Origin of the sequence: Peribacillus butanolivorans, assembly GCF_001273755.1 — a bacterium.
Taxonomy (GTDB): domain Bacteria; phylum Bacillota; class Bacilli; order Bacillales; family DSM-1321; genus Peribacillus; species Peribacillus butanolivorans.
On the sequence record NZ_LGYA01000003.1, the window covers coordinates 976 to 25,110 of the forward strand.

20 protein-coding genes and 3 tRNA genes are annotated in these 24,135 nt (G+C 38.9%); 21 read left to right on the top strand and 2 right to left on the bottom strand.

Features of this window, described 5'->3' with window-relative positions:
* The first annotated feature begins 109 nt into the window (after positions 1-109).
* From AKG34_RS21510 to rocF, 4 genes are all read left to right on the top strand, one after another.
* A tRNA-Gln gene (locus AKG34_RS21510) sits at positions 110-184 on the top strand.
* A 3-nt stretch (positions 185-187) separates the two neighbouring features.
* Positions 188-259, top strand: a tRNA-Gly gene (locus tag AKG34_RS21515).
* A 21-nt stretch (positions 260-280) separates the two neighbouring features.
* A tRNA-Ala gene (locus AKG34_RS21520) sits at positions 281-356 on the top strand.
* Between the two features lie 236 nt (positions 357-592).
* Positions 593-1,495 carry an arginase gene (gene rocF / locus AKG34_RS21525; RefSeq protein WP_053348219.1) on the top strand — a complete coding sequence of 301 codons (903 nt, stop codon included), beginning with the start codon at positions 593-595 and terminating at the stop codon, positions 1,493-1,495.
* 136 nt (positions 1,496-1,631) lie between these two features.
* Here rocF and AKG34_RS21530 read toward each other — a convergent pair whose 3' ends face one another.
* Complete coding sequence (locus AKG34_RS21530) at positions 1,632-1,817, bottom strand: aspartyl-phosphate phosphatase Spo0E family protein (RefSeq protein ID WP_053348220.1); 186 nt, start codon at positions 1,815-1,817, stop codon at positions 1,632-1,634.
* A gap of 172 nt (positions 1,818-1,989) precedes the next feature.
* On the opposite strand from AKG34_RS21530, the gene sigW reads away from it, so the two are divergent.
* The 10 genes from sigW (at position 1,990) to AKG34_RS21575 (ending at position 13,614) form a co-directional block, all read left to right on the top strand.
* Positions 1,990-2,553 carry an RNA polymerase sigma factor SigW gene (sigW, locus tag AKG34_RS21535; protein WP_053348221.1) on the top strand — a complete coding sequence of 188 codons (564 nt, stop codon included), beginning with the start codon at positions 1,990-1,992 and terminating at the stop codon, positions 2,551-2,553.
* 16 nt (positions 2,554-2,569) lie between these two features.
* Positions 2,570-3,199 carry an anti-sigma factor family protein gene (locus AKG34_RS21540; RefSeq protein WP_053348222.1) on the top strand — a complete coding sequence of 210 codons (630 nt, stop codon included), beginning with the start codon at positions 2,570-2,572 and terminating at the stop codon, positions 3,197-3,199.
* Positions 3,200-3,409: 210 nt separating this feature from the next.
* Positions 3,410-4,234, top strand: coding sequence for a diadenylate cyclase CdaA (cdaA, locus tag AKG34_RS21545; RefSeq protein ID WP_053348223.1), 825 nt, complete (start codon positions 3,410-3,412; stop codon positions 4,232-4,234).
* Positions 4,227-5,567 carry a CdaR family protein gene (locus AKG34_RS21550; protein WP_053348224.1) on the top strand — a complete coding sequence of 447 codons (1,341 nt, stop codon included), beginning with the start codon at positions 4,227-4,229 and terminating at the stop codon, positions 5,565-5,567. The genes cdaA and AKG34_RS21550 overlap by 8 nt, the downstream gene beginning before the upstream one ends.
* 55 nt (positions 5,568-5,622) lie before the next feature.
* Entirely contained in the window at positions 5,623-6,972 is a 1,350-nt protein-coding gene (gene glmM / locus AKG34_RS21555; RefSeq protein WP_053348225.1) for a phosphoglucosamine mutase, read from the top strand.
* 448 nt (positions 6,973-7,420) lie between these two features.
* Entirely contained in the window at positions 7,421-9,223 is a 1,803-nt protein-coding gene (glmS, locus tag AKG34_RS21560; RefSeq protein ID WP_053348226.1) for a glutamine--fructose-6-phosphate transaminase (isomerizing), read from the top strand.
* A 369-nt stretch (positions 9,224-9,592) separates the two neighbouring features.
* Positions 9,593-9,727 (top strand): hypothetical protein, encoded by a 135-nt coding sequence (locus tag AKG34_RS29385; protein ID WP_269083773.1) that lies wholly within the window; start codon positions 9,593-9,595, stop codon positions 9,725-9,727.
* A 1-nt stretch (position 9,728) separates the two neighbouring features.
* Complete coding sequence (locus tag AKG34_RS21565; protein WP_053348227.1) at positions 9,729-10,100, top strand: iron chaperone; 372 nt, start codon at positions 9,729-9,731, stop codon at positions 10,098-10,100.
* A gap of 966 nt (positions 10,101-11,066) precedes the next feature.
* Positions 11,067-11,897 (top strand): ATP-grasp domain-containing protein, encoded by an 831-nt coding sequence (locus AKG34_RS21570; RefSeq protein ID WP_053348228.1) that lies wholly within the window; start codon positions 11,067-11,069, stop codon positions 11,895-11,897.
* 13 nt (positions 11,898-11,910) lie between these two features.
* The gene (locus AKG34_RS21575; RefSeq protein ID WP_053348229.1) at positions 11,911-13,614 is read left to right on the top strand and encodes a methyl-accepting chemotaxis protein; all 1,704 of its coding nucleotides are present in this window, start codon (positions 11,911-11,913) and stop codon (positions 13,612-13,614) included.
* A 52-nt stretch (positions 13,615-13,666) separates the two neighbouring features.
* Here the strand turns inward: AKG34_RS21575 and AKG34_RS21580 are convergent, their stop codons facing one another.
* The gene (locus AKG34_RS21580) at positions 13,667-14,425 is read right to left on the bottom strand and encodes an SDR family oxidoreductase (protein ID WP_053348230.1); all 759 of its coding nucleotides are present in this window, start codon (positions 14,423-14,425) and stop codon (positions 13,667-13,669) included.
* A 185-nt stretch (positions 14,426-14,610) separates the two neighbouring features.
* On the opposite strand from AKG34_RS21580, the gene AKG34_RS21585 reads away from it, so the two are divergent.
* From AKG34_RS21585 to preA, 7 genes are all read left to right on the top strand, one after another.
* Positions 14,611-15,189 carry a TetR/AcrR family transcriptional regulator gene (locus AKG34_RS21585; RefSeq protein ID WP_053348231.1) on the top strand — a complete coding sequence of 193 codons (579 nt, stop codon included), beginning with the start codon at positions 14,611-14,613 and terminating at the stop codon, positions 15,187-15,189.
* A 250-nt stretch (positions 15,190-15,439) separates the two neighbouring features.
* A complete protein-coding gene (locus tag AKG34_RS21590; RefSeq protein ID WP_034304915.1) occupies positions 15,440-15,640 on the top strand; it encodes a cold-shock protein in 201 nt (66 codons plus the stop codon).
* A 692-nt stretch (positions 15,641-16,332) separates the two neighbouring features.
* Positions 16,333-16,695 carry an ArsR/SmtB family transcription factor gene (locus AKG34_RS21595; protein WP_376107593.1) on the top strand — a complete coding sequence of 121 codons (363 nt, stop codon included), beginning with the start codon at positions 16,333-16,335 and terminating at the stop codon, positions 16,693-16,695.
* The gene (locus tag AKG34_RS21600) at positions 16,688-18,811 is read left to right on the top strand and encodes a heavy metal translocating P-type ATPase (protein ID WP_053348233.1); all 2,124 of its coding nucleotides are present in this window, start codon (positions 16,688-16,690) and stop codon (positions 18,809-18,811) included. The genes AKG34_RS21595 and AKG34_RS21600 overlap by 8 nt, the downstream gene beginning before the upstream one ends.
* Positions 18,812-19,438: 627 nt before the next feature.
* Complete coding sequence (gene hflX, locus AKG34_RS21605; RefSeq protein WP_053348234.1) at positions 19,439-20,701, top strand: GTPase HflX; 1,263 nt, start codon at positions 19,439-19,441, stop codon at positions 20,699-20,701.
* A gap of 747 nt (positions 20,702-21,448) precedes the next feature.
* Positions 21,449-22,807, top strand: coding sequence for an NAD(P)-dependent oxidoreductase (locus AKG34_RS21610; RefSeq protein WP_083450936.1), 1,359 nt, complete (start codon positions 21,449-21,451; stop codon positions 22,805-22,807).
* A 26-nt stretch (positions 22,808-22,833) separates the two neighbouring features.
* The gene (gene preA / locus AKG34_RS21615; protein WP_053348236.1) at positions 22,834-24,120 is read left to right on the top strand and encodes an NAD-dependent dihydropyrimidine dehydrogenase subunit PreA; all 1,287 of its coding nucleotides are present in this window, start codon (positions 22,834-22,836) and stop codon (positions 24,118-24,120) included.
* Positions 24,121-24,135 lie beyond the last annotated feature (15 nt).

Below are 24,135 nucleotides of genomic sequence, written 5' to 3' on the forward strand. Positions count from 1 at the left end.
CCCCTCCACCAATAAAAACCTGTGGATCAGTTATATATTCTCTGTAAAAGGGAAATATATGATTACCACCTTTTTATTTTGTTGAATATTAATTATACATATTATATATTGGGCTATAGCCAAGCGGTAAGGCAACGGATTTTGATTCCGTCATGCGAAGGTTCGATCCCTTCTAGCCCAGCCATTTGCGGAAGTAGTTCAGTGGTAGAATACAACCTTGCCAAGGTTGGGGTCGCGGGTTCGAATCCCGTCTTCCGCTTACTATATATTTATTCCTTTAGGGGCCTTAGCTCAGCTGGGAGAGCGCCTGCCTTGCACGCAGGAGGTCAGCGGTTCGATCCCGCTAGGCTCCACCATCTAACTACATACACTAAAACTTACGTCTTAAGCCGATTACGGCTTAAGACTTTTTTTTATTTTAAAAGTCTAACTTTTATTACTTTACCCCCTAATAAGAGAACGGTTCAACTAGGGATTTTAAGACAAAGAGTAAATACGGTAAAAAAGCTAACTAACTGCATCTTTATACATATAAATGTTCAGTTGAACCACTAGGCAAATAAGATATAAAATGGTAGAAAGGGGGAATTATATGTCTATTCAGAAAATTTCCATTATCGGTCTACCTATGGATCTTGGTCAGGCGAGACGAGGGGTGGATATGGGACCGAGTGCAATCCGCTGTGCAGGGATTGTCGAACGGCTTGAACGATTAAAAATAGAAGTTGAGGATTTAGGAGATATAGTAGTAGGACGCCCTGAACATGCACAGAAATCTGGTACAAATTTAAAAAACTTATCGTTAGTTGCAAAGGGAAACATTCAATTAGCAACAAGAGTAGATAAAATTATACAAGGCGGATCTTTCCCGCTCGTTCTTGGGGGAGACCATTCGATAGCCATCGGAACACTCGCAGGGGTTTCGAAGCACTATGAAAATGTAGGCGTAATTTGGTATGATGCACATGGAGATTTAAATACGGAGGAAACTTCACCATCAGGGAATATACATGGTATGCCTCTAGCTGTCAGTATGGGGCTTGGCCATCCCGATCTAGTCAATATTCATGGTTCAACTTCTAAAGTAAAACCAGAAAATATCGTAATTATCGGGGCACGTTCATTAGATGAAGGTGAAAAAGAATTAATACGTGAAAAAGGGATTAAAGTGTTTACAATGCATGAAATTGACCGAATGGGAATGGCTAGAGTCATGGAAGAGTGTATAGATTATTTAAGAGAAAGAACAGATGGTGTTCACCTTTCTTTGGACCTGGATGGAGTAGATCCAGCGGATGCGCCTGGGGTAGGAACACCGGTAATTGGTGGTATTAGTTATCGGGAGAGTCATTTGGCTATGGAAATGCTGGCGGAGTCTGAGTTAATTACATCGGCTGAATTTGTTGAGGTAAACCCTATTTTAGATGAACGTAATAAAACCGCAATCGTTGCCGTGGCCTTAATGGGCTCGCTATTTGGAGAAAAGCTAGTATAACTGATAAAATAAAAGAAACAGTAACCAGCTTGTGTTAGGTTACTGTTTTTTATATGCTAGAAGACGCAAGTTGATTTTTCAGGATGGTTTTTTTTATAATATCTATATTTATATGGTTGTAATCTCAGCTCCATATTCACTTTAGAGCACATCGGTCGATTTGGCTTCCATTTTTAGTTAAATGGAAGTATTGATTGATCAAAACATCTAGTTTACTGCTTACTTCAATCACTTCATTATCAACCATCGAGGAGCGGGAAGCTAAAATTATCATTTTCTGTCTGTATAGTTCAATATGATCTAAAATTTTTTCAGCAGTCATACAGCGATTCACTCCCTTAGGTTTTACAATTTTTAATTATATAGCCTTGTTTTTTTTTTCTTAAACATAAATTGTAAAACTTTGTTAAAATTAAAGTAATAAATTTTGAAACCTTTTAGCTTACGATTCGTAATAATCGTATAGCCGCATGAGCGGGGGTAAAAACCGGAAAATGGATGCACTCATTAAAGAGAGAATTAATCAAGTATTAAAGGGAGACCATAATGCATTTGGGGAAATTGTCGAATTATACAAGGACAAAGTTTTCCAGATATGTTTTAGGATGCTCGGAAACAGGCAAGAAGCAGAAGATTTGGCACAAGAGGCCTTTGTTAGAGCCTTTGTGAATATTCGTAGTTTTAATATACAAATGAAATTTTCTACGTGGTTATACCGTATTGCGACGAATCTTTGCATTGACCGTCTTCGTAAGAAAAAGCCGGATTACTATTTGGATGCAGAAGTTAGTGGATCTGAGGGATTGAATATGTATTCCCAAATTGCATCAGATATGGCTAAGCCCGAGGATGAAGTTGAATCTTTAGAACTTCAGGAAACCATTCAAGTAGAAATTATGAAGTTGCCGGAGAAATATCGGTCGGTAATCGTATTGAAGTACATTGAAGAATTATCGTTAAAGGAAATCAGTGAAATACTTGATTTGCCAGTCGGCACGGTTAAGACGAGAATACATCGTGGTCGGGAAGCCTTGCGTAAACAACTACGCCATTTATAAAAAGAAGGTGAGAAAAATGAACTACCATGAGGAAATCATTGATTATATGCATGATTATTTAGATGAGGACATCAAACCAGAGCATAAAGAAGCTTTACGTGATCACTTGCATACTTGTGCTGAATGCCGGGATTATTTTCATGAAATGAAAAAGGCAGTCGCTCTTGTACAAAGTACCTCCCATATTAAGGCTCCAGATGACTTTACATCAAGGGTAATGTCTCAATTGCCAAAGGAAACGAAAACAACGGGTGCCAAACGTTGGTTAAAAAGCCATCCTTTTATGACGGCAGCAGCCGTGTTCATTGTATTGATGACAGGTTCTCTTTTTTCCACATATAATCAGGACGAACATTTTTCAGTTTCCAAGCAATCTAATTTATTAGTCGAAGGAGAAACGGTGATTGTGCCTGCAGGTGAGACCGTTGAGGGGAATGTGGTAGTTCAAAACGGTAACATTCGAATTGAAGGTGAAGTGAAGGGAGATGTGACGGTCATAAATGGACATAATTATATGTCTAAGGCGGGGAATGTGACCGGAAGCATCCATGTTATTGACCAAGCTTTTGAGTGGATGTGGTACAAAATTAAGGATACCGCAACGTCTGTGCTTCCTATTAAAGAGGAAAAAGGGAATAAGGAGTAAGAGGAGCTGAGCGAATGCATCGTTTTCAATATACGGTGCCATCGCTCAGCTTTACTTTGTAAAAGGAGGGGATTTTTTACTTCATTAGACCTTAACGTGTAACTTTATCACACTAGTTTAGAAGTATTATTTAAAAAATGGTATACTATTAAGGTTATTACATAACGATTGTTATTGTTATTTGGAGTAATACTGACTGGAGGAAACAACATGTCTTTATCCAATTTGAATGTTTGGGACTATGTAGTAAATTTCATTGATATTCTCCTTGTTTGGTTTGTGATATATAAATTGTTAACTATTATTCGAGGCACGAAGGCTATACAGCTGCTCAAAGGAATTTTTGTAATTGTCATTGTAAAAAGCTTAAGCAACCTGTTTGGTTTCAATACACTTGGATGGTTAATGGCACAAGTCATGAATTGGGGAGTACTGGCGATTCTTGTCATTTTTCAACCTGAACTGAGGAGAGCGCTTGAACAATTAGGACGTGGGAAGCTCTTTACAAGAGGTAGCGTTCCAGAAGAGAACCAGCAAGAGCGTTTAGTAGAAGAAATATTAAAGGCGTCCACTTATATGGCGAAAAGGCGAATTGGAGCCTTGATTACGATTGAAAAAGGAACGGCACTGGGCGATTATGTTGAAACAGGAATTCCTTTAAAGTCCTATATTTCTTCAGAGTTGCTTATTAATATCTTTATACCTAATACGCCACTCCATGATGGTGCAGTGATTTTACAAAATAACCAGGTGGCAGCTGCAGCTTGCTATCTGCCTTTATCAGAAAGTCCGTTCATTTCAAAAGAACTTGGTACTCGGCATAGGGCAGCTATTGGTATGAGTGAAGTGACGGATAGTATTACAATCGTTGTATCTGAAGAAACGGGAGGGATCTCTGTTACTAAAAATGGAGAACTGTTCCGAGATTTGAATCAAGAGTCATTTAGGGCAATGCTTTCTAGTGAACTGGTAGTGGAAAATATCAAAACAACTTCCTCGAGTATCTGGAATTGGAGGGGGAAGAAAAATGGATAAATACACCAATAGTACATGGTTTATGAGAATTGTTGCTTTTGCTTTGGCAGCTCTTTTATTCATCTCCGTTAATTTTGAGATGGAGTCAGATAAAAAATCTCTTGGTTTATCTACTGCCCCTGAGATTAGTACGGAAACCATTGAAAATGTACCGGTTGAAGTGTACTATGACCGTGAAAATTTGGTGGTGAGCGGAGTACCAGAAACGGTGGATGTTACTTTAAAGGGAGCTAAAAGCCTACTGATAAGTGCAAAAAACCAAAGAGACTTTAAAGTATATGTAGACCTTTCTGATCCTGAAATCTCGATGGGAGACAGAACTGTTACCTTCAAAATAAGCGAGTTAAACGAAAAGTTAGTGGCGACAATCGAGCCTGAATATGCAGAAGTCAATGTTCAGGAACGAGTGACGAAGGAATTCCCCGTCGAAGCAGAATATAATAATTCTTTACTTGAAGAGGGTTATACCGCTGGACAGCCAACAGTCAGCCCTAAAACTGTTAAAATAACTGGTGCTAAAGATGTAATTGAACAAATTTCCTATGTTAAGGCAAATCTTGAAATAAGTAAGGGTCTTAACGAAACGATGAACGGCAAGGCGACAGTAAAAGCTCTTGACCGGGACTTAAATAAGTTGGATGTTACGATTGAACCTGCTTCAGTGGCAGTGTCACTAAAAGTTAGTATCCCTTCGAAAACGGTAACCATTGCACCTAAGCAAACTGGAAAAGTAAAGGACGGCATCCGTATTAAGAGTATAAGTGTCGATCCAAAAGAGGTAATCCTATATGGGTCAGAAGCCAGCCTTGAACAAATAAGCGAAATAAATCTCCCTGTTAATATTTCCAAAATTGATGGAGATGCCGAATTGGAATTGGATCTTACTAAACCAGAAAGTGTACAAAAAATGTCCTTGGGTAAGGCAAAGGTCAAAATTAACACAGAAAAGATTGATGTAAAAGATGAGAATGTAGAGGATGTAGAGGCAGTCGAAGATGTCGAAAAAGTCGAAGAAGAGGTAGTTGAAGAGGATGAACCACCTGCCATCGAGACTAAAACTTTCACCAATTTAAAAATAGAACCTGTAGGTATACAGGAAGACCAAGAAGCCGAATTGGAATCCGATGTAGCGAGCATTACTTTGCGTGGGAAAGCGGATGATTTGAAAGAAATAACTAAAAACGACATTACACTTACAGTAGATGTGAGTAATTTAGATGAAGGTATACATGATGTAGAACTGGTAGTAAAAGCGCCTGCAGGAGTGAATTGGGAACTAGATTCAAAAACGGCTAAGGTCTCTATTACTCAAAAAGACGAAGAAGAAACATAACCTTCCTTTAACATCATTTAATTTAGTAACGATTCGAAGAAGGAGCGATAAAAAGATGGGTAAATATTTTGGAACAGACGGAGTTAGGGGTATAGCGAATAGCGAATTAACACCGGAGTTGGCATTTAAACTAGGCCGTTTTGGCGGCTACGTTCTTACTAAAAATACAGAAAAACCTAAAGTGCTGATAGGACGCGATACACGTATTTCAGGTGAAATGCTGGAAGGTGCACTTGTTGCTGGTCTATTATCTATTGGGGCTGAAGTTATGCGTCTTGGTGTAATTTCAACACCAGGAGTTGCTTATTTAACAAAGGCGTTAAGTGCTGAAGCAGGGGTCATGATTTCTGCTTCACATAATCCGGTTGCAGATAACGGTATTAAATTCTTCGGTCCGGATGGTTTTAAGCTATCGGATGATCAAGAAACGGAAATTGAAACATTGTTAGATTTAGAAAAAGATGAACTTCCACGTCCGGTAGGCGGAGATTTAGGCCATCTAAACGACTATTTCGAAGGTGGACAAAAGTATCTCCAGTACTTAAAGCAATCAGTCGATGAGGATTTTACAGGCATTCATGTTGCGCTTGATTGTGCACATGGCGCGACATCATCCTTGGCTATGCATTTGTTTGCGGATCTAGATGCAGATATCTCTACAATGGGGGCATCGCCCAATGGCTTGAACATCAATGATAAGGTAGGTTCCACGCACCCTGAAGCACTTGCTGAATTCTTAAAAGAAAAAGGGGCTGATGTTGGACTTGCTTTCGATGGTGACGGCGACCGCATCATTGCCATAGATGAAAAAGGAAATATAGTTGACGGCGATCAAATTATGTATATATGTGCGAAATACTTGAAAGAAAACAATCGTTTGAAACAGGGGACTGTGGTTTCTACAATCATGAGTAACCTAGGTTTTTATAAAGGTCTTGAGGAGCACGGAATACAAAGTGCCCAAACAGCAGTGGGCGATCGCTATGTTGTAGAAGAGATGCGAAAAGGCGGCTACAACCTTGGCGGTGAGCAATCTGGGCATATTATCTTCCTAGACTACAATACAACAGGGGATGGCTTATTGACAGGCTTACAGCTTGTAAACATTATGAGTGAAACACAAAAACCCTTATCAGAGCTTGCAAGTGAGATGAAAAAATATCCACAGACGCTAATCAATGTTAAAGTGACTGACAAGCATGCTGTAACTGATAATGAAAAGGTGCATGAAGTCATCAAAGAAGTTGAGGCAGAAATGGAAGGAAACGGGCGTATATTGGTGAGACCATCTGGAACTGAACCGCTTGTCCGTGTTATGGCTGAAGCACCAACTGTAGAAGAATGCAATCGCTATGTTGATCGCATCGTCTCTGTGGTGAGAGCGGAAATGGGAATAAACGAATAACTAATCATATGCATAAAAGGAACGGAATATCCTTTTATGCATATTTTTATAAAGAAGTGGTTTTTTCATTAGTTAAAGTAACAAAGAATTGACCTATGTCCCTTTTCTAAGGTATGATTATCCTGATTTAAAACATATTTTGTTTAAAGGAGGGTAGGCAGAAAGAAAAGTATTAACAAAGCGCCTGAACTAAGCCTGGTCGAGAAAGGCTTAGTTGACGAGGAGGAGGTTTATCGAATGATCGGCGGATACCTCCCGGCTGAAGTGCACAGCCGCAATAATTTCAATCTTAAAACAGTGGGGCAACCTACTGCACAAAGGGTTGGAAATGCACAAAGGGAAAAAAGGCTATAAGCATTTCCTTTATAAAAATAAATATCAGAGATGAGGGGGCAGGGGTGCCCCCGTGCATTCCTGTTCCCTCAAATCGGTTGGAGGAACAGAAATTATGTGTGGAATTGTTGGATATATTGGTCTCAATGATGCGAAAGAAATTCTATTAAAAGGTCTTGAAAAGCTTGAATACCGCGGTTACGATTCTTCAGGGATTGCTGTCAAAAATGATTCAGGTGTGACAATCTTTAAGGAAAAGGGACGAATTGCAGACCTCCGTGGAGCTGTGGATGAAAAAACTATTGCACATACTGGAATAGGACATACGCGCTGGGCCACTCATGGTGTGCCAAGTCGTGATAATGCTCATCCTCACCAAAGTAATTCAGGTCGCCTGACTTTAGTTCATAATGGGGTCATTGAAAACTATGCGATTCTAAAACGGGAATATTTGAAGGATGTTGCTTTTAAAAGTGAGACAGATACGGAAGTCATCGTTCAACTTATAGAGAAGTTTGTAAACGATGGTATGGAAGTAGAAGAGGCGTTCCGTCAAACGCTCACTCTTTTAGAAGGCTCATATGCCATTGCCCTTTTAGATGCTGAAAATGATGAGACCATTTTTGTCGCAAAAAATAAAAGCCCGCTGCTAATTGGTGTAGGAAAAGACTTTAACGTTGTCGCTTCTGATGCAATGGCTATGTTGCAAGTCACAGATCAATTCCTTGAACTGATGGATAAAGAAATGGTTATAGTGACAAATGAAGAGGTAACGATTAAGAATCTTTCTAACGAAGAAGTTTTTCGTGCCCCATTTACTGCTGAACTGGATGCGAGTGATATTGAAAAAGGTACGTATCCTCATTATATGCTTAAAGAAGTCGACGAGCAGCCTGCTGTCATACGTAAAATTATTCAAGCTTATCAAAATGAAGAAGGCAAACTGGCAATCGATTTTAGCATTGCAGAAGCAGTAACTGAGGCTGACCGTATCTATATCGTCGCTTGTGGAACTAGCTATCATGCAGGCTTGATTGGTAAGCAATTCATCGAAAAAATGACTGAAATTCCGGTTGAAGTCCATGTAGCATCGGAATTCACATATAACATGCCGATATTATCGAAAAAACCGCTTTTCATCTTCATATCCCAAAGTGGAGAAACTGCGGATAGCCGTGCGGTATTAGTGGCAATTAAAGCGCTTGGTCATAAAGCATTAACCATTACAAACGTACCGGGCTCTACATTGTCACGTGAAGCGGATTATACGCTCTTGCTGCATGCTGGCCCTGAAATAGCAGTTGCCTCTACAAAAGCTTACACAGCTCAAGTAGCTGTATTGGCTATATTAGCAAATGTTTCTGGACAATTCCGTAACCTAGAGTTTGATTTCGACCTTGTTAAGGAGCTTGGAATTGTTGCGACAGCAATGGAAGCTCTATGCGATTCGAAAGAAGAGATGGAAGCTATTGCCCATGAATATTTGTCTGTTACAAGAAACTGCTTCTTCATCGGCCGGTCCCTTGACTACTATGTTGGTCTTGAAGGGGCGCTTAAGCTGAAAGAAATCTCTTACATTCAGGCAGAAGGCTTTGCTGGTGGTGAGCTTAAACACGGAACAATTGCCTTGATTGAAGAAGGTACACCTGTTATAGCTCTTGCGACGCAAGCAGGCGTCAACCTAAGCATCCGTGGTAATGTCAAAGAAGTCGTTGCCCGTGGTGCTAACCCATGCATTATTTCTATGAATGGGTTGGAAGAAGAAGATGATCGCTTTGTCATCCCGGAAGTGAACGAACTATTAACACCTCTTATCTCTGTTATCCCGATGCAACTCATTGCGTACTACGCTGCCTTGCACCGCGAATGTGACGTGGATAAACCACGTAACCTTGCGAAAAGTGTAACGGTTGAGTAAGCTGGAATGAATATATGCCTTTTGTAGATTTGAAATAAAGTTTAACCGTTTTGAAAAAAGATTAACCGTTTTTTCAAAAGTTGCACCGTTTCACCCCTTTGGATATGATTATCTAAAGGGGTGTTTTTTTATGTCTAAAAGAACGAGAACATCTAAAGTTGATAAGTGGATTAAAGAAGGCTGAGGAATTGGTGTGCAGTGACAATAAAGTTGTTTGAAAAATAATAAAGTCATTTAATGCCATCTATCGGTAGGTAATTGCTGCATCTTTAAGAGCAAAATTAAACAAACCGATTGTGCATATAGAAAAAGTTAAACATAAAAAGAGTCTACGGGCTTTGTCGAAATTGAAGAAGAAGTAAAAAAACTATGGATGAACAAAAGGCGATTTTTGAGATGTCTGGGTATCCTTTCAAAGATGCGAATGGTGCAATTGATGTCATGGCGTATTGGCATGAAAAATTACATCGTTCAAAAATAATTTTTTATTTTAGGAGAGAATGACATGGGAGTTTTTGCAGAATATTTAGCGAATATTGATAACCCGCAACATCGGGACCGAACGGAAGAAGTTTTGGATTGGGTAACTAAGAAATTCCCAAATTTAATGCCAAAGATTGCGTGGAATCAGCCTATGTTTACCGATCATGGCACATTTATTATTGGCTTTAGCGTAGCCAAACATCATTTGGCTGTTGCCCCTGAAAGGGCAGGGATTATTCATTTTTCTGATGAAATTGTACAGGCTGGCTATGATCACACCAAGCAGTTGGTACGTATCCAGTGGGATAGTCCGGTTGATTTCTCATTACTTGAGAAAATGATCGAGTTTAATATTTTGGATAAGACAGACTGTTCAACTTTTTGGCGGAAATAAAAAAATCGAATAATTAAGGGTTCGGTTCAATTAATTTTGATTAAACTTTATTAATAACCAACACCTTAGAATTTATTCTAATGCACGTTTTTTTATGCTTGTTTTTAGGAATCAGTGAGAGTACATGAATTATTCGGTAATCTCTATTCCTTCATAGTTTTATAGATTCACTTGTTATGCAAAATCCAAATACCAACAACCATCCTAAGGGTGGTGTTTTGTGCAATGGTGGGACTTATAGAGAAAGGTACTCTAAAGGTTTTTGGAAAATTCCTTTTTCGAGCCATTGCGACAAATAAAGGAATATAAATATTGTTTATAGATAAAAGAAATTATTATCACTTTTAAAAATAGGAAAAAGGAATGCCTGGATAGAATCCGGGCTTTTTGTTATGTCAAAAAATATCATTAAATACCATTTACCTGTTCTGTTCAGGGGGACGTGTATTGAAGATCGACATGCTTCTGTATCTTTTTGAATAAAAATAGGTATAAAGAATTATGTATTGTAAATTATATTGTGAATATTGTTTAATTAAATAATAATAAATACCTATATAAGCTAAATACTTACCACTTTTAACCGATTAAATATGGGGATACATAAAACAGTATAAGTTAGGTGGAAAACATGATTATTTTGAATGAGCCCATTGTGTCACCAATTCTACTAAAGGTATTAGAGAAACAGCAGATTCCAGTGTTGGAGCATGGGCGATAGAGAAACACACTATCATCAGAAAAGCTAAACATTCAAAAAGATACGGAGTTTTTTAAGTCTATGGAAATGGGCAAAAGGATTCTTACAAACTCTGAGAATGGCATTACATTATTAGGTCATTTTCAACCAGCCATGAATACATATGGTCTAAGTTATTAAAAGATAAGAGTCAGGTTCGTAATCTAACGAAATCATTATATCCTGATTTCTATTTCCAAGAAATTGATCTATCCATAATAAGTGAGATGGATAAAAAACAAATTCCGTTTCCTGTGGTTATCAAACCTAATATTGGCTATTCAAGTGTAGGGGTACACAAAGTTAAGAATGAACAGGATTGGGATATAGCCGTAAGCCATTTGAAGGAAGATTTACTGCATTCCGATAGATTGTATGATTCAACAGTAGTAGGTTCTCAGACTGTTTTAATAGAAGAGTGGATTCAGGGAGAGGAATATGCCATTGATGGTTATTTTAATCAGGATGGTGAACCAATTATATTGAACGCGTTTAAACGTTTATTTAAGGATGATTATGATACATCCGATCGAATCTATTACACGTCGAAGATAGCAGTAAATGAAATCTATGATGATGCCCTACAGTTTATGAAGAAAGTCCAAACTGTTCTACCCCTAAGGAATTACCCTGTACACTTTGAAATTCGCAAAAAGGGAGACAGGGTTATTCCCATAGAAATTAATCCCTTGCGTTTTGCAGGAGCGGGCACAACAGATCTAGGGTATCATGCCTATGGGATGAATATGTATGAACACTATTTTTTAGGAACGAAACCTGATTGGAATCGAATATTGGAAGAGATGGACGATAATATTTATAGCTTTTTCTTTGCAGAGGTTCCATTGGAAATAAATTTAGAAGATGTTGAACGGATTAATCATATAGGACTTCATAATGAGTTTGAACATATTTTGGAATATAGACAGCTTCCTTTTCAAAATGATCGAAGTATGGCAATCATCTTTTATAGAAGTGAAGATTTGAACAAGAATCTTAAATTGCTTCAGTTAGATTTATTTCCTTTTCTAACTATAAAAGAGCTGGCTTTAATCTAAGGAGGATGTAAGGTTGAAAATTTCAAAGCTAAATCCAAAACGATCTTTACTAGCTAAATTATTCGTATTCTACATAATTCCGTTCGTACTATTTGCAGGTGCTATGGATTTTTGTTTTTCATATTTTACTAATAATATGATTAATGAAAATGTCCTTCCACAATTTGATGAGCGGCTATCTGAAAATGCCCGCAGTTTGGCTGCAAGCATTGATCCGGATTTGATAGAAAATGCTTCAGATCAGGGAGAAGCTATCTTGGGAAAATTAGATGCCTTCGTTGAAAAGAGAAAAGGCATTGAATATGTTTATGTCCTGAAGCGTGAGAATGGTTCAGATGTCATTGTGGCCTTGAATGGCAGCAAGGATTTTATGGTGGAATCCCCGTTTACACCAGAACAGGCAAAATCGATAAATGGAAAAGAAGAAGTGTTAAGTGAAATCTATAACGATAAATGGGGCACACACAAGTCTTATTTTACACCTATCGAAGGAACGGATGCTATTGTAGGTATTGATATGGATGCTTCGTTTATTCCTGAGATGAAAAGCAAAATGATTGTCTTTAATATTCTATTTTTAATAAGTGCAGTATTATTGGGTGCCATAAGCGCTTATGTTATAGGGAGACAAATTGCCCGTCCTGTTAATGAACTAGTTGGTTTCACGAGTGAAATGGCAGTAGGAAATTTAAGTAAACCTATCACTAGTGTTCGACAAGATGAAATTGGGGATCTATCACACGGGTTTGAAGATATGCGAGTGAGCTTGTCCCATATTATTCAAAATGTCCGTGAACGTGCCCAAACGATGAATAAAACCACAGTGTCCATTCATCAATCTTTTGTAGAGATGGTAGAATCCTATGATCAGATTGTAACAGGGACAACGGAAGAAGCAAAAGCTTCAGAAGAACGGGCCCACCATATTGACCGAATTTCTAATATGATCAGTGATTTAACGGATACAATTCGTTTAATGAGTGAGCAAACGAATACAATGAACGAATTTACACTACATACGAACAAACTTGCTGAACAGGGGAGTAAACAAGTACAGGATGTAACGAGTCAGATGGATAAAATTATGGGAAATGGCCAAGCGAGTAAAGCCAATTTGGTGAGCTTGGAAGAGGATGTAGTTAAGATAAATGAAGTGATTGGTTTAATACGAATCATAGCTTCTCAAACGAACCTGCTATCCTTGAATGCCTCCATTGAAGCTGCACGCGCGGGGGATGCAGGCAGAGGTTTTGCAGTAGTTGCCCAAGAAGTGCAAAAACTGGCTGTACAAACAGATGAATCCATTGATGTTATTTCTGAATCTATCATGCGAATTAATGAACAAACTGCAAAGGTTATCCAAAATAATGATGAGAGCTTCCAAGATATATTAAATGGCGTATCCTTAGTGGAGAACAATGGTGAGATTTTCAATAAGATTTTTGATTCTGTAGAAAAACTATTGAAAGGAACAGAACAATTAGCGCACCATTCGCAAAAAATTAATGTATCCTCAGATGAAAGTTTAGCATCTATTCAGGAAATCGCTGCAATCTCAGAAGAGGGTGTAGCAACAACTGAACAAATTTCTGCTGCTGCCATTCAACAAAGTAACATTATGACCGGATTAAAGGCACAGAACAAAGACTTGGCAAAAGAATCAGCCTTATTAGAGGAAATGGTCGAAAAGTTTATTACCGAAAAACAAAAAAGGTAAGATAATCATTAAAAAACTCACTGAGAAAGGCGTCAGTGAGTTTTCTTATAAATTAATAGGCAGTCCAGCCGGCATCAGCTGTAACAACTGTTCCATTCACGAAGCTCGAGTCATCAGAAGCCAGGAATAAAGCTACTTTAGCAATCTCTGTAGCATCGCCCACACGAGGGTTGACGTTGATTCCAACCATTGCTCTCTCCATACCAAAATCATTTGGCTGATTAATGGTTGTACCGATATTTGTAGCTACGGCCCCTGGGGCAACGGCGTTACAACGGATACCTTTTGTTGCATATTGGAAGCCAACGTTTTTTGTAAAACCCATTACAGCATGTTTAGCAGCTGTGTAGGCAGCACCTGCTCTTGAACCGAATAATCCGCCAGCAGAGGCAATGTTCACAATTACTCCTGCTTCTTTTTCAAGAAAGATTGGAAGGGCTTTTCTCGTTGAGCGCATAACACTCGTTGTATTGATTGCAAATTGCCGTTCCCAATGTTCATCTGTAATTTCAGCAGCTGGAATGAAGTTATCCATGATGCCTGCATTATTTACTAAAATGTCCAGAGTACCATATTTTTCAACCGCAAGGTCGATCATGGCTTGTACGTCCTCTTCTTTAGCAACGTTAGCTAAGATGGAAGCAGCTGTGCCACCGTTTGCTTCGATAACAGAAACGACTTCTTGTGCCGCTTCTAGATTAATATCCGAAACGATTACTTTTGCTCCTTCTTTTGCGTAAAGAACCGCGATTTCTTTCCCCATACCAGATGCAGCGCCTGTAACAACGGCTACTTTCCCTTGTAATTTCATATTTGTTCCCCCAGATTCATAATGTTTAATTACTGGATACTTAATGAACACTTGTTTGTTAACTTTCAATATCTATATTATAATCCCCTATATAAAGAGGTACAATCAGCAAATAAACCAGAATTTGTTTATTAATAGACAAATAAATGAAAGTATGTGCATTAAAATGTGTTGGAGGTTATGAAATGGATAGGCGGGTAAAAAAATCTATAGCTGCGTTAAAAGAGGCCCTTATATCTTTAATGGTTGAAAAAGAATTTAGAGAAATAACAATTTCAGAAATCGTACAACGAGCGGATCTTAATCGTGGCACTTTTTATAAACATTTTCAGTACAAAGAAGACTTGTTTAATGACGTGATTGATGACGTGATGAATGACTTAATTGAATCGTATCAAGCACCTTACAAGACTATTGAGGTTTTGGATATAGAGCGGTTACAGTCTTCTACTATACGTATTTTTCATCATGTAGAAAATCATAGGACCTTTTACCAAATGATATTGAGGCCAACGGCCTTGTCTGGTTTTCAGAACAGATTGGGGACTGTCATAAAACAATTATCTCTAGAGGACTTATTAGTAGGAAGTGATGACAAAGCCATTAATAAAGACTTGCTTGCTAGTTATCATGCTTATTCTATATTGGGAATGATCATACAATGGGTACAGGATGAATTTAAAAATACACCTGAATATATGGCTGAGCAACTTGTTAAAATCATACATTATCGGCCGATAGGAGTAACAGTCCCTAAAAAGTAAAAAAGTGCTTATGTGGTCTGACCACTTTAGTATAAAGAAGTTGATTGAAGTCGAATTTTAAGAGTATTAAAAATTGCTTGAAAAAAGTTTACTTAAACTATTTGCAATCGCTGCCATTTAATGTTATGCTTAGTCTTAATTATTTTTGTTCGGTACTAAGGATACTAAAAGTACTACTTTTCGTTTTCGATGATGACTTAGAGCAAGGATAGTAATACAATGTGCTTAAATGCACTAGGAGGCAACAACAATGGAACAAGGTAAAGTGAAATGGTTTAACGCAGAAAAAGGTTTTGGATTCATCGAACGCGAAAACGGAGACGACGTATTCGTACATTTCTCAGCTATCCAAAGCGAAGGTTTCAAATCTTTAGACGAAGGTCAAGAAGTTACTTTTGAAGTAGAGCAAGGTCAACGTGGACCTCAAGCTTCTAACGTTCAAAAAGCATAATTTCAAAACAAATAAAGACAGATCCTAGTTATAGGGTCTGTCTTTTTGTTTTGTAAAAAGAAAGTCAAAAAAACCTGCTCAAAGATTGAGCAGGGTAAATGGTACAAGTAAAGTAAAACGCTTAAAAGGTTTGACTAAGTATATCATAGTTTTTCAAAAAAATACTAAATTAATTATTTTATTCTATTAAGGCATTGGGATAGGAAAGTACGGAAATCATTAGATTGAAGGGACATGAGGGAAGCTCATATCCTTTCAATCTTTTTTTTCATTAGAAGATGATTAAAGAAAAAATTGATACGATTCAGGGGATATTTGATAAGACATTTCTTAACCATTTTAGAATGAAGCTTTCTATGACACCTATAAAGGTATAGAGATTAATAATGCAGAGGTCAGGTTGCCAAAATAGGCACTTTGACCTCAATTCGTTTATACAACAAAAAAATTTTATGAGTTATGAACGATTTCTAGTCATGCGTTGATCTGATCTTGGTGTTAGTGGATGAAGTTCAATTTGAAACAAAAGCCAGTGGTTTTCATATATAGTCATATATGCCGCTTTTATCAAGTCTGTATTGGGGAGGGAGTAAGTTTCTTTTACATTCAAATCCAGGTTTGAATATTCAGCAAATTATGGTATATTATAATCAAACGCATATTTGAATGAAGGGGGTGAGAAGATGGCGGAAATGAAGGATATGTGTGATGTTCACCTGCATGATGAAGTAAAGGTGAACTGCATTCAAGAAGAAATGAGCCAGGTGAATATCTCTAGTATATCGAAGCTGTTTAAAGTTATCGGTGATGAAAACAGAGCGAAAATTGCTTATGCGCTATGTACGGATGAGGAGTTGTGTGTGTGTGATTTGGCGAATATCATTGGTGCCTCAATGGCGACAACCTCACATCATCTTCGTACCCTATATAAACATGCAATCGTAAAATACCGAAAAGAAGGTAAGTTAGCATTTTATTCATTAGATGATCATCATATAAAACAATTAATTCTTATTGCATTAGAACATCAGCAGGAGGTGAGGGTCGATGGCTGAATCCCAATCAAAAACGTATCGAATTCAAGGTCTATCCTGTACGAATTGTGCGGCTAAGTTTGAAAATAATGTCCGTGACCTTGAGGGAGTGAAAGTTGCCAAAATCAACTTTGGGGCTTCGAAGATTTCGATTCAAGGAAGTACGACAATTGAAGAAATTGAAAAAGCGGGAGCCTTTGATAATCTTAAAATCCGGGATGAACAAGAACAGGTTATGGAAAAGGAACCGTTTTGGAAGCAAAAAGAAAATATTAAAGTAGTGTTTTCTGCTATCCTTCTTTTAATCAGTTGGATATTGGATAAACAATATGGTGATGGAAGCAACATGTCAGTGATTGGCTATGCTGCTGCAATTTTAGTTGGCGGATATTCACTATTTATCAATGGACTGAAAAATCTTGTCAGACTGCGCTTTGATATGCACACCCTAATGACGGTTGCAATTATTGGAGCAGCTGTGCTGGGTGAATGGGGCGAGGGAGCAACAGTCGTTATTCTGTTTGCAATCAGTGAAGCTCTGGAAAAGTATTCGATGGATAAAGCCCGGAATTCTATAGAATCATTAATGAATATAGCTCCTAAAGAGGCCTTGATTCGTAGGGGACATCACGAAATGATGGTTGCTGTTGATGATATTGAGGTGGGCGACACCATGATTGTCAAACCTGGTCAGAAGCTCGCTATGGATGGCAGGATCACGAAAGGTGCCTCGACACTGAATCAGGCAGCCATTACAGGGGAATCAGAGCCAATATTTAAAACGGTTGAGGGTGAAGTATTTGCCGGAACCTTAAATGGTGAAGGACTGCTGGAAGTGGAGGTCACGAAACGAGTAGAGGATACGACGATTGCAAAAATCATACATCTTGTTGAAGAAGCTCAGGCTGAAAAAGCTCCTTCCCAGGCATTTGTTGATAGATTTGCAAAATTCTATACGCCCACCATTATGCTGATAGCGTTGGCCATTGCCGTTATTCCGCCGCTTGTCATAAACGGGGAATGGAGTGAATGGATTTACCGAGGATTGGCTGTGCTGGTTGTTGGTTGTCCTTGTGCTTTAGTTATCTCTACACCAATTGCAATTGTAACAGCCATCGGAAATGCTGCGAAAAATGGTGTACTGATTAAAGGCGGAGTCCATTTGGAGGAAGCTGGAGCCATAAAGGCGATAGCGTTTGATAAAACAGGTACTTTGACAAAGGGAATACCTGAAGTGACTGATTTCACAGTATTGGTTGACGGGGTGAGTGAACAGGAAGTTCTAGGGATTGCTGCAGCTTTAGAAAGCTGTTCACAACATCCTCTTGCCACGGCCATTCTTCAAAAAGCAGAGAACCAGAACATGGACTATCACTCTCTTGTGGTTGAGGATTTTACCGCAATCACGGGTAAAGGTATAAAAGGAACAATAAATCGAGAAGTCTATTACATTGGGAAACCACATCTTTTTGAAGAAGAGGGCGGTTTAGCCTTTTCTGAAGATGTTCGTATCCAAATAAATGATTATCAAAATGAAGGGAAAACGGTGATGGTGCTTGGCAATCAAATGAAACTCCTTGCACTGATTGCAGTTGCGGACGAAATAAGGGAAAGCAGTAAGGAAGCAATCCGGAAACTGCATGCTCTCGGGATTGAAAAAACGATAATGTTGACCGGGGATAATATCGGAACAGCAAAAGCGATTGGAGCAGTAGCCGGCGTTCATGAGATTCAAGCGGAGCTATTGCCGCAAGATAAACTGGCCTTTATCAAACAATGGAAACAGAAATATAATCGAGTGGCTATGATTGGCGATGGTGTCAATGATGCACCGGCTTTAGCGGCTTCCACGGTTGGGATTGCGATGGGGGGAGCGGGGACAGACACCGCCCTTGAAACCGCAGATATTGCCTTAATGGGTGATGACTTATCAAAGCTGCCTTATACGATACGCCTAAGTCGTAAAACGTTAAAAATTATTAAGCAGAACATCACGTTTTCGTTAGCGATTAAGATACTGGCTTTACTATTGATAGCACCAGGCTGGTTAACACTGTGGATGGCAATTTTTGCAGACATGGGAGCAACGTTATTGGTCACATTGAACAGTCTTAGATTGCTAAGAATAAAAGAGTAATAGAATATGGCTTCCTGGTTCCTTTTAAAGGTGCAAGGAAGCCTTTTCTTGTACTGCTTCAAAATGTTTCATGTGAAACTGATAATTCACATACAGTTCAGAAGTTTTTCACTCAACAGAAAAGCAATTGAATGGGCGAGTACAACGCCGCAAGATGAAGTGATCGATCGTTAACGAAACCATTATTGAGAAAAGAGGAAGGGATGTACAGAAACGGTTCGATACTGGAAGAGTCCTGGCATCTTATAAAAAAGGCGGATATATAGCTGAATCTGAATTTCAACTATGGCTCGAGTTGCTTAATGAAAATGACGAGGTAAAAGAGGGTAAAGTAGATCGGGACGATTAATAAACGATTGAATTCAATCCTATAAGGTCGAAAGAAAATAAAAGAAACCAATAGAATACCAAAAATACCAGGTCTGAATATGGCCTGGTATTTAATATGTTGAATTTTCTTTTATGTAAAAGGAATCCTAATAAGAACATTTTTGAATGCAGAGCCAAGCAATCGTTATGCATGTTCTATGTAGTGTGCTACAATGTGGCTGACTTTTAATGAGGCATAGGATGATCCTGTGTGATTGTTAAATTGAGTATGGCAGTTACAGGAAGGGATTTGAAAGAATGGAATTAGAGCAAAGGGCAATCTTAGTTGGGGTAAACCTCAATAGCCAAAAGGATTTTGATTATTCAATGGAGGAATTGGCTAATTTAACGGAGGCCTGTGGGGTAGAGGTTGTCGGGACGATCACACAGAATTTGCATCGGGTGAACTCATCACATTTTATCGGAACCGGAAAGATAGAGGAAGTAAAAAATCTTGTGGAGTATAAGGAAGCGAATGTCGTCATCTTTAATGATCAGTTGTCGCCTTCACAACTTCGGAATCTGGAGAGGGACATGGATTGTAAGGTAATTGATCGGACAATCTTGATTCTGGACATTTTCGCACACCGAGCAAAAACAAAGGAAGCCCAGCTTCAGGTAGAAGTGGCAAAACTTCAATATATGCTCCCGCGTCTCGTTGGATTAAGGGAGTCATTAGGTCGTCAGAGTGGTGGAGTTGGTACAAACAAAGGTGCTGGGGAAAAGCAGTTAGAGCTTGACCGTAGGAGAATAGAGGAAAATATAAGTGTTTTGAATAAAGAACTGGAAGAACTTGTTGCACACCGTCAAACGCAGAGGAAGAAGCGGAAAAAGAATGCCATCCCAGTCGTTTCTTTAGTCGGTTATACGAATGCAGGGAAATCCTCGATCATGAACGCTTTGATTGAAATGTTTCACCCAACAACCGAAAAGCAGGTTTTGGAAAAGGATATGCTGTTTGCTACGCTTGAGACTTCCGTGCGAAACATTCCTTTGCCTGATAATAAGGAATTTTTACTGACGGACACGGTTGGTTTTGTTTCAAAATTACCGCATCATCTTGTGAAAGCGTTCCGTTCAACCTTAGAAGAAGTGGTCGAAGCTGACTTATTGATTCATGTTGTTGATTTTTCCAATCCCAATTATGAGCAGCAAATAGAGATTACAGATCAAACTTTGAATGATATAGGCATTAAAGAAATTCCAACTATTTTTGCTTATAATAAAGCAGATCTGACTGAAATAGATATCCCGCAGGTGAATCGTGACTCTGTTTATATGTCAGTGAAAAACAAAGTAGGCATACAGGAATTGATCGATCAAATCCGAGGACATGTTTTTGTAGACTATATTCGCTGTGAGATGCTGATTCCGTATGACCAGGGACAGTTGGTATCCTATTTCAATGAGCATGGTCATATAACGGAAACAGAATATGATGAGAAGGGATCTAAATTAAAACTTGAGTGCAAGAAAACAGATTATGAAAAATATCATCAATACGTTATTAACTCTAAGTAATTATTTTGTTGATAATATGTGCATAAGTTGTTAGCAAGTTGTTAGTGACTGAAAATTCACTATTGAACCTGTGTATAGTTTTTTAAGAAAAATACAATACTTACTGGAAAACGTTGAAATAACACAGTATTTCTTGTTATCCACATATTATATTTGTGTGGATAACCTGTGAATAAAATTTAAAAGCCCCAGGAAATTGCATTCAATATTTTCTAGGGCTTTTTAATTTGTGGACAAAGTGTTGATAAGTTAGTTTTATTAAAAAAATTCAGTAAGTGTGATGAATATTAAGTAAGGTTTGTAGAAAAATGACGATGTTTATCATTTGTTGTTAGGAAATATCACATGGTTATTACATAGTGCACATTAAACAGTTAACAATATTTTACACTTTGTATAATGTAACTTGCTTTTTATCATTATAAAATAAAGAATACTCAATTTATCTGGTTATTACCAGATTGTGAGTTTTTAAGAACGATTGGGGGGGCTTTTAATGGCCGAAGGAAGCAGAGACCAATGCGTGATCATCAAGAAAATAAAAGAAAATAATAAACGGAATGTGAGATTATTGGCAATTATATCGTCGTGACTGTCTTTCTAAATAGAACGATGAAGAACGACAGTGGTTACTGCCATAAATTCTCTAATTGCAAGGATAGGAAATGCTATTTTAGATGAATACATGCAATTCCTCCCTTTTTATTTTTCACAAATAAATTTTTGGAAGGAGAATAGTAGATGAGTATGACGAGTCCGTTAAAAGATGGTCTGGCGATGAACTTTCAGGAAGTGGAGAGGGGGTTAACCCCACGTGAAGCTTTGGAAGAATCGAATCGATGTTTATACTGCTATGATGCCCCATGTATTCAAGCCTGTCCGACAGGGATAGATATTCCAAGTTTTATTAAGAAAATAGCATCAGGGAATTTTAAAGGATCGGCCAAGACGATCATGACAGCCAATCCAGTCGGTGCCAGTTGCGCGCGAGTATGCCCGACAGAAGAATTATGTGAGGGGGCATGTGTCCTAAACCATTCTACAAAGCCAATCATGATTGGCAATCTCCAGCGTTATTCCACAGATTGGGCCATCCAAAATAAACAAGCTCTATTCAAGGCCGGGAAGAAGAATGGCAAAAAGGTTGCCATTGTCGGAAGCGGACCTGCGGGCTTATCTGCAGCAAGGGAATTAGCCTTGCTTGGCTACAGTGTAACCATTTTCGAAGCTGAAAAAAATCCAGGTGGATTAAATACGTACGGTATCGTATCTTTCCGTTTGCCACAGAGCATTTCTTATTGGGAAGTTGATCAAGTAAAGAGTTTAGATGTTGAAATTAAAACGAATACGAGGGTTGGTGTTGATGTTTCTGCTACCCAGTTAACCACCGACTATGATGCCGTTATTTTGGCGATTGGAATGTCTGGTGTTCCAAAACTTGGAATTGAGGGAGAAGACCTGGCTGAAGTATATGATGCAATCGACTTCGTCAAGGCAACGAAAACAGAGGCTATCACTGATAAATTCGTTGGGAAGAAAATGGCGGTCATTGGAGCTGGGAATACAGCGATTGATGCAGCAACCTGTTCTGTACGTCTTGGTGCCGAACAAGTTGGAATTATCTATCGTCGTACCCAGAAGGAAATGACAGCTTACGATTTTGAATATGAGTTTGCTAAACAGGAAGGTGTCGGGTTTCACTGGCTGACGAACCCTTCTAGGATTATTTCAGATAGCAATGGTCAGGTAACGGGTATCGAGTGTGTAAAAATGGTGCTTAGTGAGGCAGGAGGAGATGGTCGCCGTCGTCCAGTACCGATTTCTGGATCAGAATTTGTTATACCTGTCGATGGCGTTATCCGTGCTATCGGCCAATCTAGATATGTAGGACTGATTGAACAGTTTGGCATTGAGCATGATGGAGGCGTCGTAACATTAGATGGAGACTCATATAAAACGTCGAATGAAAAAGTATTTGCCTGTGGTGACGTTATTTTTGGTAAAGGCCAAGGTGAGGCAATGGTTGTTTCCGCTGCCCAGCAAGGGAAGAAGACAGCCTATGAAATTGACCGAATTTTAATGAGCGAAGCGGTAGATATTGCTTAATAAAAATGAAAATTAGGAGGCTTAACATGGCTGATTTATCAATTGATCTTGCAGGTATTAAATCTCCCAATCCTTTTTGGCTGGCGTCGGCACCACCTACTAATTCGGGGTATCAAGTGCAGCGGGCATTTGAGGCTGGCTGGGGAGGAGCCGTTTGGAAGACGTTGGGAGATCCTATTCTGAATGTCTCATCACGTTTTGCATCTGTGGGTTTTAATGGCCAACGAGTAGCTGGTTTCAACAACATTGAATTGATTACGGATCGACCACTTGAGGTGAACTTAAAAGAAATATATGAAACGAAAAAACGTTTCCCTAACCATGCAATCATTGCATCAGTAATGGTCGAACCGCATCAAGATAAGTGGCATGAAATTATCAAACGCATAGAAGACGTGGGGGTTGATGGTTATGAACTGAACTTTGGCTGCCCGCACGGTATGGCTGAGCGGGGTATGGGCGCTGCTTCTGGACAGGTTCCTGAGCTTGTGGAAAAGCAAACATATTGGGCAAAGGAAGCGGCATCGAAACCTGTCATTGTCAAACTTACTCCGAATATAACTGACATCACGGTTACTGCGGAAGCCGCTATACGCGGTGGAGCGGATGCAATTAGTATGATTAATACGATTAACAGCCTGGCGGGAGTGGATATCCATTCATGGAATACGATTCCCCATGTAGGCGGTAAGGGTGCCCATGGCGGGTATTGTGGTCCTGCTGTGAAGCCGATTGCTTTAAATATGGTTGCAGAATGTGCAAGGAATCCACTGATTAATGTTCCGATATCGGGAATCGGTGGAATATCTAATTGGAAGGATACGGTTGAATTTTTATTGATGGGTTCAACGGGAGTGCAAATTTGTACCGCTGCCATGCATCACGGTTTTCGAATTGTCGAGGACATGATTGATGGTCTGTCTAATTACCTCGATGAAAAAGGGATATCCTCTGTGATGGATATTGTTGGTAAGTCTGTACCCCGTTATTCCGATTGGGGAAATTTAGATCTTAATTATAAGGTAGTGGCGCGCATTAATAATGATGTGTGCATTAACTGCAATAAATGTCATATTGCATGTGAAGATACTTCACATCAATGTATAGATATGTTAAAAGACCCGTCAGGCAACTCCTTCTTACGAGTCCGTGAAGAAGATTGTGTCGGATGTAATCTTTGTTCGATTGTATGCCCGGTTGATGGAGCAATCGACATGATTGAACTGGCAAGTGATTTGCCTCCAATGACTTGGAATGAACGTCAGGCATTCCTTGGGAATATCGGTAATGAAAGTGTTGATTTCGTAAAATAATGGAGGAGATTATAT

Bases quoted from the DNA above. Each gene is read 5' to 3' on its own strand.
- AKG34_RS21580 (WP_053348230.1), bottom strand. From the start codon at position 14,425: ATGAAATTACAAGGGAAAGTAGCCGTTGTTACAGGCGCTGCATCTGGT.
- AKG34_RS21530 (WP_053348220.1), bottom strand. From the start codon at position 1,817: ATGACTGCTGAAAAAATTTTAGATCATATTGAACTATACAGACAGAAA.
- preA (WP_053348236.1), top strand. From the start codon at position 22,834: ATGGCTGATTTATCAATTGATCTTGCAGGTATTAAATCTCCCAATCCT.
- AKG34_RS21570 (WP_053348228.1), top strand. From the start codon at position 11,067: ATGGATAAAAAACAAATTCCGTTTCCTGTGGTTATCAAACCTAATATT.
- AKG34_RS21565 (WP_053348227.1), top strand. From the start codon at position 9,729: ATGGGAGTTTTTGCAGAATATTTAGCGAATATTGATAACCCGCAACAT.
- AKG34_RS29385 (WP_269083773.1), top strand. From the start codon at position 9,593: ATGGATGAACAAAAGGCGATTTTTGAGATGTCTGGGTATCCTTTCAAA.
- hflX (WP_053348234.1), top strand. From the start codon at position 19,439: ATGGAATTAGAGCAAAGGGCAATCTTAGTTGGGGTAAACCTCAATAGC.
- AKG34_RS21590 (WP_034304915.1), top strand. From the start codon at position 15,440: ATGGAACAAGGTAAAGTGAAATGGTTTAACGCAGAAAAAGGTTTTGGA.
- AKG34_RS21550 (WP_053348224.1), top strand. From the start codon at position 4,227: ATGGATAAATACACCAATAGTACATGGTTTATGAGAATTGTTGCTTTT.
- AKG34_RS21585 (WP_053348231.1), top strand. From the start codon at position 14,611: ATGGATAGGCGGGTAAAAAAATCTATAGCTGCGTTAAAAGAGGCCCTT.
- rocF (WP_053348219.1), top strand. From the start codon at position 593: ATGTCTATTCAGAAAATTTCCATTATCGGTCTACCTATGGATCTTGGT.
- AKG34_RS21540 (WP_053348222.1), top strand. From the start codon at position 2,570: ATGAACTACCATGAGGAAATCATTGATTATATGCATGATTATTTAGAT.
- glmS (WP_053348226.1), top strand. From the start codon at position 7,421: ATGTGTGGAATTGTTGGATATATTGGTCTCAATGATGCGAAAGAAATT.
- cdaA (WP_053348223.1), top strand. From the start codon at position 3,410: ATGTCTTTATCCAATTTGAATGTTTGGGACTATGTAGTAAATTTCATT.
- AKG34_RS21595 (WP_376107593.1), top strand. From the start codon at position 16,333: ATGAAGGATATGTGTGATGTTCACCTGCATGATGAAGTAAAGGTGAAC.
- glmM (WP_053348225.1), top strand. From the start codon at position 5,623: ATGGGTAAATATTTTGGAACAGACGGAGTTAGGGGTATAGCGAATAGC.
- sigW (WP_053348221.1), top strand. From the start codon at position 1,990: ATGGATGCACTCATTAAAGAGAGAATTAATCAAGTATTAAAGGGAGAC.
- AKG34_RS21610 (WP_083450936.1), top strand. From the start codon at position 21,449: ATGACGAGTCCGTTAAAAGATGGTCTGGCGATGAACTTTCAGGAAGTG.
- AKG34_RS21600 (WP_053348233.1), top strand. From the start codon at position 16,688: ATGGCTGAATCCCAATCAAAAACGTATCGAATTCAAGGTCTATCCTGT.